This is a genomic window from Streptomyces luteolus, assembly GCF_029968015.1.
GTDB lineage: Bacteria > Actinomycetota > Actinomycetes > Streptomycetales > Streptomycetaceae > Streptomyces > Streptomyces luteolus.
Window position 1 is genome coordinate 1 of record NZ_JASCIS010000090.1, and the last position, 7,123, is coordinate 7,123.

Below are 7,123 nucleotides of genomic sequence, written 5' to 3' on the forward strand. Positions count from 1 at the left end.
CCGCCGGGTTGGGGGTGGGGGGGGGGTGGCAAAAACCCCCCCCCCCCCCCCCCGCCCCGCACAGATACCCCTTTCGGGTCCAGCTCGTTGAGCTGACGGACAACGGCCCCAGCCCCCGTACAGGCTGGAGCCCACCCCGCGCACCCGAAGGAACCCCCATGCCCGACGCCCCCCTCGCCTCCGGACCCGCGGGCCCCGCCCACCTGCGGCCCCTCCTCGACACCGTCCTCACCGCCCTCACCGAAGGCGCCGCCGCCCGCCAGGGCCCCCTCCCCGCCGGCGGCCCCACCACCGTCACCGAGCACGTACGACGCACTGTCGGCCACCCCCTGCCCGAACACGGCACCGGCGACGAAGAAGCCCTCACCACCCTCGTCCAGCTCCTCGCCCACGGCGCCGCCGACCCCGCCGACCCGCTGTGCGCCGCCCACCTGCACTGCCCGTCACTCGCCGTCGCCACCGCCGCCGACCTCGCCGCGTCCGCACTCAACCCGTCCATGGACTCCTGGGACCAGGCACCCGCCGCCTCCGCCCTGGAAACCCTCGTCACCGACGCCCTCGCCGCCCTCGTCCACCCCAGCGCCACCGCACTCGTCACCACCGGCGGCACCGAAGCCAACCAACTCGCCCTGCTCCTCGCCCGCGAGACCCGCGCCCCCGCGATCCTGCAACTCGTCACCGGCGCCAACGCCCACCACTCCCTGCAACGCGCCGCCTGGCTCCTCGGCCTGCCCGAACCCATCACCGTCCCCACCCCCACCGACGTACTCGACCCCACCGCCCTGAACGACACCCTCACCCAACTCCCCAAAGCCACCGTCCTCGTGGCCGCCACCGCGGGCACCACCGACGCCGGACACATCGACCCCCTCCCCGAACTCGCCGACGTCTGCGACCACCACGGCGCCCGCCTCCACATCGACGCCGCATACGGCGGCACCCTGCTCTTCAGCGACCGCCGCCGACGCCTCCTCGACGGCCTCGACCGCGCCCACACCGTCGCCCTCGACCTGCACAAACTCGGCTGGCAGCCCGTCGCCGCCGGACTCCTCACCGTCCGTGACCGCGGCGAGACCCGCGCCCTCGCCCACCAGGCCGACTACCTCAACGCCGACGACGACATCCACGCCGGACTGCCCGACCTCCTCGACCGCTCCCTGCGCACCACCCGCCGCCCCGACATCTTCAAGATCGCCACCACCCTGCGCGCCCTCGGCCGCACCGGCATCGGCGCACTCGTCGACCAGGTCTGCGACCTCGCCAGCGGCTTCGCCCACACCATCGACAGCCACCCCCGCTTCGAGCTCTACGCCCGCCCCACCCTCAGCACCGTCCTCTTCCGCCCCCACCACATCGAGGACGCCGCCCTCGGCCGGCTCCGCCGCACCCTCCTCACCGACGGCCACGCCGTACTCGGCCGCGCCCACGCCGACGGCCGCCTCTGGCTCAAGGTCACCCTGCTCAACCCGCACACCCGGCCCGCCGACCTCGCCGGCCTCCTGAAACTGGTGGAAGGACACACCTCCCGATGAACCCCACCCCCAGCCCACCCGACACCCCGCGCCCGCCCCGACCCGACACCCCGCAGCCGACCCCACCCGACTCCACGCCCGACCGCCCCCGCGACCTCGTCGGCATCGGCATCGGCCCCTTCAACCTCTCCCTCGCCGCCCTCGCCCACGGCCTGCCCCACCCCCTCCAACCCCTGGCCACCGCCTTCTACGAACAACGCCCCGCCTTCCACTGGCACCCCGGCCAGCTCATCGACGGCACCCGCCTCCAAGTCCCCTACCTCGCCGACCTCGTCACCCTCGCCGACCCCACCAGCCCCTGGTCGTACCTCAACCACCTACGCGACCAACAACGCCTCTACCCCTTCTACTTCACCGAGCGCTTCCACATCCCCCGCGCCGACTACGACACCTACTGCCGCTGGGTCAGCGACCGGCTCCCCACGCTGCACTACGGACACCAGGTCGACGCCGTCCGCTGGGACCCCCGACACGCCCTCTTCGAAGTCGACTTCACCCAACTCGACACCGACGGCGAAGCCGAAGCCCTCGGCCGCACCCACACCCGCAACATCGCCCTCGGCATCGGCACCGCCCCCCACATCCCCGAACCCCTCAGACCCCTCGCCGACGCCCCCACCGTCCCCGTCATCCACGCCGCCGACTACCTCACCCACCGCCAACGCCTCCTCGCCGCCGACCACATCACCGTCATCGGCTCGGGCCAGTCCGGCGCCGAGATCTTCCTCGACCTGCTCCGCGCCCGCCCCGCACGCCACGAAAAACTCCACTGGCTCGCCCGCACCGAGGCCTTCGCACCCAGAGAGCACTCCCCACTCGGCCTCGAACACTTCACCCCCGACCACACCCACTACTTCCACACCCTCCCCGAACCCGTACGCGACCGCCTCATCCCCGCACAGCGGCAACTCCACCAAGGCATCGACGCCGACACCATCGCCGCCATCCACGACGAGCTCTACGACCGCACCCGCGACGGCGGCTGGCCCGACGCCACCCTCACCCCCGGCGTCACCGTCCGCACCGCAGGCCGCCTCGCCGGCACCAAGATCGAACTCCACCTCGAACACACCCAGCAAGGCACCCGCACCCGACTCACCACCGACGCCGTCATCCTCGCCACCGGCTACCGCGAACGCCCCCTCGACCAGCTCCTCGCCGCCCTCGACCCCCACCTCCACCGCGACACCACCGGCCGCCCCCACATCGACCCCCACTACCGCCTCGCCCTCGACCCCGCCATCACCCGCACCGGCAGCAACATCTACGTCCAGAACGCCGAACGCCACACCCACGGAGTCGGCACCCCCGACCTCGGCCTCGCCGCCTGGCGCAGCGCCACCATCCTCAACACCCTCACCGGCACCAACCCCTACCCGCTCCCCACCCGCACCGCCTTCACCACCTTCGGCCTCCCCGCGGAACGGCACGGCAGCACCACCCCCGGCCCCGACGGAACCCTCGTCGACCTCAAGGGCTGAATGCGACAGTGACCCCATGACCACCAACCCCAGCCCCGGCCCAAACCCCAGCCCAAACCCCAGCCCCACCCCCGAAGACCCCCGCGTCGCCGTACGCGGCGAAGCCCGCCTCGAAGTCGACCCCGAGATCGCCCGCATCACCATCACCGTCACCGCACGCGGCCGCGACCGCCGCACCGCACTCGACGACCTCACCCACCGCAACAACACCGCCCTCCAACTCATCAAGAGCTACGGCGAAGCCATCGAAAAACTCGAAACCGGCGCCTTCTCCATCAGCCCCCAACTCACCGACAAAGGCCGCGGCGAACGCATCCGCGCCTACCAGGGCCGTGTCCACATCACCGCCGAACTCAGCGACTTCACCGCACTCGGCGAACTCACCACCCGCCTCGCCGACCTCGACCTCACCCGCGTCGACGGCCCCTACTGGAGCCTGCGCCCCACCTCACCCGCCCACGCCCAGGCCCGCCGCCAAGCCGTCCACGAAGCCGTCCAACGCGCCCGCGAATACGCCGACGCCCTCGGCACCCAGCTCACCGCCCTCATCGACATCGCCGACATCGGCGCCGACAACTCCCTCCCGCCCTACCCACCCGCACCCGGTGGCCTCCGCACCGTCGCCTACGGCGCCCCCGAAGCCGCCGGAGCCCCACCCCTCGACCTCGAACCCCAACGCCAGACCATCTACGCCAACATCAACGCCCGCTTCACCATGGCCCCACCCCGACTCTGAACAGCCCTGCGCATTCCGCCCGAATGAGCACCCCCGACCACCCATCGAGCGCTCATCAGAGCAACGCAGCGCACAATTCAACACTTGTCAATAACCCTTCATGCAAAGGTTGTTGAGCAGTCACACCACACCAAATCTCTACCCGCCGGTAAGCCCTAGGGTCAGACCATGCGCCGAGCAAAAATCGTCTGCACCCTGGGCCCCGCCACCGACTCCTACGACCAGATCAAGGCCCTGGTCGAAGCCGGAATGGACGTAGCCCGCTTCAACCTCAGCCACGGCACCTACGCCGAACACGAGGAACGCTACGAACGAGTCCGCGAAGCCGCCGAAGAAACCGGCCGCAGCGTCGGCATCCTCGCCGACCTTCAAGGCCCGAAGATCCGACTCGGACGCTTCACCGAAGGCCCCGTACTCCTTGAACGCGGCGACGACTTCACCATCACCGTCGAAGACGGCATCCAAGGCGACCGCCAGACCTGCGGCACCACCTACGACGGCCTCGCCGCCGACGTCACCACCGGCGAACGCATCCTCGTCGACGACGGCAAGGTCACCCTCGAAGTCACCGACGTCGACGGCCCCCGCGTCCACACCACCGTCATCGAAGGCGGCATGGTCTCCGACCACAAGGGCCTCAACCTCCCCGGCGTCGCCGTCTCCGTCCCCGCACTCTCCGAGAAGGACGTCGAAGACCTCCGCTGGGCCCTGCGCACCGGCGCCGATATCATCGCCCTCTCCTTCGTCCGCAGCGGCCGCGACATCGAAGACGTCCACCGCATCATGGACGAGGAAGGCCGACGCCTCCCCGTCATCGCCAAGGTCGAAAAACCCCAGGCCGTCGACAACATCGACGACATCGTCGCCGCCTTCGACGGCATCATGGTCGCCCGAGGCGACCTCGGCGTGGAAATGCCCCTGGAACAAGTCCCGATCGTCCAGAAGCGCGCCATCAAGCTCGCCAAACGCAACGCCAAACCCGTCATCGTCGCCACCCAGATGCTCGACTCGATGATCGACAACTCCCGCCCCACCAGAGCCGAAGCCAGCGACGTCGCCAACGCCGTCATCGACGGCACCGACGCCGTGATGCTCTCCGGCGAGACCAGCGTCGGCAAATACCCCGTCGAAACGGTCAAGACGATGTCCCGCATCGTCACAGCGGCAGAGGAAGACATCCTGGCGAAGGGCCTCCCGCCCCTGACCGAACGCAGCAAACCCCGCACCCAAGGCGGCGCCGTCGCCCGCGCGGCAGCGGAGATGGGCGACTTCCTCGGCGCGAAGTTCCTCGTCGCCTTCACCCAGTCCGGCGACACGGTCAAGCGCCTGTCGCGCTACCGCTCCCCGATCCCCCTCCTCGCCTTCACCCCGGACGCGGCGACCCGCTCCCAGCTCAACCTCACCTGGGGCGTGGAGACCTTCCTCGGCCCGCACGTCGACTCGACGGACGCGATGGTCGCCCAGGTCGACGAGCAGCTCCTGAAGATCGGCCGCTGCCAGAAGGGCGACATCGTCGTCATCACGGCCGGCTCCCCACCCGGAGTCCCCGGCTCGACCAACCTGGTCCGCGTCCACCACATCGGCGAGGACGACAGCCCGAAGTGACGAGTGTTGGTTAGTACTTGGGGCCTATGTGGGTGTCCATGAGAGCGACCGAGTCCTTGCGGGCTATGGAAATGTTGAACGGGATTCCGTTGCGCGTGCAGTTGGCCCACTGGACACCCAAGCGGTCGAGAGTGTCAGTACAGAGCCGCCGGATGTCGTCGGACTTGTTGGTGAAGAAATAGCGCGGGTATTCGTAGCGCTTCTTCACTCCGGCGACTATCCGCGTCGTCCAGTTGGTGATCCGGCATCCGTCGGAGTGGATGAGCCCACGGACGAATTCCCAGGGATGCGCGTCGACGATCTCCTGCTGCCAGAGTTCGAGCGTGATCTTCCGATCGTGCTTCTTGCCGGGGCCGTGCTGGGGGAAGAGGCAGGGCCAGTGCTGGCTGTAGCCGACGACAGAGACATGTCCGGTGGCCTGCACTCTCGCTGCCTTGCCGCTGGGGTTCGCCTCTTTGACGGCTTCTACGCATGCGTCGATCAGTCCTGGCCACGCGTCCGCACAGGCTATGCGTAAGAAGTAGCCGGTACGCGCGCCGGGGCTAATGCAGCCGTCGCCGAGGTAGAGGCCGAGGAGATAGGAGTACGCCGCCGGGTCGGCCGGCCAGTCGGGCGTCGGTCCGCACCGGCAACAGGGCTCCCTCTGCGGCCTCATGCGCGGCAGCGGCTCGATCCGCACCATCCATTCACGGATCGCCGCACGGGAGATGCCCGTTTCCTTGCTGACGGAGTTGAGGCTGCGGCCTCGGCAGACGAGGGCGAGGGCGCGCTTGCGAGTGCTCATGTCGTACATGTGAGCGAGTCTCGCTCGCCGCATGCCGCTGAGGCCAAGGTCGACGGCCGGAATCACGAGGTCGGGTGAACTTCAGCCGAATCGCTGGCAACCTTGCAATCTAAGGAAAAGTGCCCCGGGTGGGACTCGAACCCACACTGTAAGGTGTTTGAGACCTTCGTCTGCTGCCAATTGGACTACCGGGGCCCAATGAATCGAAGGTTTCCTTCGATCCGCTGCCCGTCCACCTTACCGCAGCTAGGTAGGCTCTTGGGAGCAGTACCTGCCCGGCCCGAACGAGGAGCCCCCGACGTGACCGCCCCCGAGTCGCCCCAGCCCGACGACGACCAGTCGCACGTGCCTCCGCTGACGACCCGCGTCGTCATCGCCGAGGACGAGGCGCTGATCCGCCTCGACCTCAAAGAGATGCTCGAGGAGGAGGGCTACTCCGTCGTCGGTGAGGCGGGTGACGGGGAGAAGGCCATCGAGCTGGCCCGTGAGCACCGTCCGGATCTCGTGATCCTGGACGTGAAGATGCCGGTGCTCGACGGCATCTCCGCGGCGGAGAAGATCACCGAGGAGTCCATCGCCCCGGTCCTGATGCTGACGGCGTTCTCGCAGCGCGACCTCGTGGAGCGTGCGCGGGACGCGGGCGCGATGGCGTATCTGGTGAAGCCGTTCAGTAAGGGCGATGTCGTTCCGGCGATCGAGATGGCCGTGTCCCGTTACACGGAGTTGAAGACGCTGGAGCGTGAGGTCGCGGACCTTTCGCAGCGCCTTGAGACGCGGAAGCTGGTGGACCGCGCGAAGTCGATTCTGCAGACGGAGTACGGACTGACGGAGCCGGTGGCGTTCCGTTGGATTCAGAAGACGTCGATGGACCGTCGGATGTCGATGCAGCAGGTGGCGGAGGCTGTGATCGAGGATTCCGAGGAGAAGAAGGCGAAGTAGTTCGCCGGATTGCTCTGCACGCGCGGCGGAGGCCCGCATCCCGTTT

At 68.9% G+C, this 7,123-nt stretch carries 6 protein-coding genes and 1 tRNA gene; 5 read left to right on the plus strand and 2 right to left on the minus strand.

Annotation, left to right across the window (positions count from 1 at the left end; genetic code table 11):
• Positions 1-158 precede the first annotated feature (158 nt).
• The 4 genes from QIT00_RS38360 (at position 159) to pyk (ending at position 5,354) form a co-directional block, all read left to right on the plus strand.
• Complete coding sequence (locus tag QIT00_RS38360) at positions 159-1,532, plus strand: pyridoxal phosphate-dependent decarboxylase family protein (protein WP_282540136.1); 1,374 nt, start codon at positions 159-161, stop codon at positions 1,530-1,532.
• Positions 1,529-3,013 (plus strand): lysine N(6)-hydroxylase/L-ornithine N(5)-oxygenase family protein, encoded by a 1,485-nt coding sequence (locus tag QIT00_RS38365; protein ID WP_282540137.1) that lies wholly within the window; start codon positions 1,529-1,531, stop codon positions 3,011-3,013. Before QIT00_RS38360 ends, QIT00_RS38365 begins: the two co-directional genes overlap by 4 nt.
• Before the next feature lie 16 nt (positions 3,014-3,029).
• Entirely contained in the window at positions 3,030-3,749 is a 720-nt protein-coding gene (locus QIT00_RS38370; RefSeq protein ID WP_282540138.1) for an SIMPL domain-containing protein, read from the plus strand.
• 168 nt (positions 3,750-3,917) lie between these two features.
• Positions 3,918-5,354, plus strand: coding sequence for a pyruvate kinase (pyk, locus tag QIT00_RS38375; RefSeq protein ID WP_282540139.1), 1,437 nt, complete (start codon positions 3,918-3,920; stop codon positions 5,352-5,354).
• 10 nt (positions 5,355-5,364) lie between these two features.
• On the opposite strand, the gene QIT00_RS38380 is transcribed toward pyk, so the two are convergent.
• Both QIT00_RS38380 and QIT00_RS38385 read right to left on the minus strand, forming a co-directional pair.
• Positions 5,365-6,147 (minus strand): transcriptional regulator, encoded by a 783-nt coding sequence (locus QIT00_RS38380; protein ID WP_282540140.1) that lies wholly within the window; start codon positions 6,145-6,147, stop codon positions 5,365-5,367.
• A gap of 111 nt (positions 6,148-6,258) precedes the next feature.
• Positions 6,259-6,333 (minus strand) — tRNA-Leu (locus QIT00_RS38385).
• Positions 6,334-6,438: 105 nt separating this feature from the next.
• Between QIT00_RS38385 and QIT00_RS38390 the strand changes: the two genes are divergently transcribed.
• Entirely contained in the window at positions 6,439-7,077 is a 639-nt protein-coding gene (locus tag QIT00_RS38390) for an ANTAR domain-containing response regulator (protein ID WP_282540141.1), read from the plus strand.
• Positions 7,078-7,123 lie beyond the last annotated feature (46 nt).

Bases quoted from the DNA above. Each gene is read 5' to 3' on its own strand.
- QIT00_RS38370 (WP_282540138.1), top strand. From the start codon at position 3,030: ATGACCACCAACCCCAGCCCCGGCCCAAACCCCAGCCCAAACCCCAGC.
- QIT00_RS38360 (WP_282540136.1), top strand. From the start codon at position 159: ATGCCCGACGCCCCCCTCGCCTCCGGACCCGCGGGCCCCGCCCACCTG.
- pyk (WP_282540139.1), top strand. From the start codon at position 3,918: ATGCGCCGAGCAAAAATCGTCTGCACCCTGGGCCCCGCCACCGACTCC.
- QIT00_RS38380 (WP_282540140.1), bottom strand. From the start codon at position 6,147: ATGTACGACATGAGCACTCGCAAGCGCGCCCTCGCCCTCGTCTGCCGA.
- QIT00_RS38365 (WP_282540137.1), top strand. From the start codon at position 1,529: ATGAACCCCACCCCCAGCCCACCCGACACCCCGCGCCCGCCCCGACCC.